A 589-nucleotide genomic window follows, 5' to 3' on the forward strand; every position below is an offset into this window, starting at 1 on the left:
TGCGCAGGCCCACCAGCCACCCGGGCAGCAGGTGCTCGGCAATCGTGAGGCTCGCCGCGATGGCGAGGTGGCCGCGGCGGTCGACACGCATGGCGGCGATACCGGCGTCGAGCTCGTGCGCGGCGTCGAGGACGCGACTGGCCCACTGCACGAGCAGCTCGCCGGTCGGCGTGAGCTCCGAGCCGCGCTTGCTGCGGGTCACCAGCGGCTCCCCCACCAGCGACTCCATGGTCCGCACACGTGACGACGCGGCCTGCTGACTGATGCCGAGCTCGGCAGCCGCCGCACCCAGGCTTCCCGTCCGTGCGACCACGACCAGCAGCTCGAGGGCCCGCAGCTCCGGGACGTGGGGACTCAGCACGCTCACAAGGTTACCTTGTGAGTACCCAACCACAACCTCGTTCTGTGACCCGGCCGCGATCGACAGACTCGTGGACATGACTCTTCGCGTTGCGATCGTGGGCGGTGGCCCCGCCGGTATCTACGCTGCCGACAACCTCATCAAGTCGGGCACGCCGGTCTCGATCGACATCCTCGAGCGCCTCCCCGCGCCCTTCGGCCTGGTCCGGTACGGCGTCGCGCCGGACCA

General features: G+C 70.3%; 1 protein-coding gene. It reads right to left on the reverse strand.

Annotated features, from left to right (window positions below):
* The coding region (locus tag ACOADB_RS24490) for a LysR family transcriptional regulator (protein ID WP_378604994.1) at positions 1 to 361 on the reverse strand (361 nt) is incomplete at its 3' end.
* Positions 362 to 589 lie beyond the last annotated feature (228 nt).

The organism is Nocardioides sp. CPCC 206348, from assembly GCF_048654705.1.
Classification (GTDB): Bacteria; Actinomycetota; Actinomycetes; order Propionibacteriales; family Nocardioidaceae; genus Nocardioides.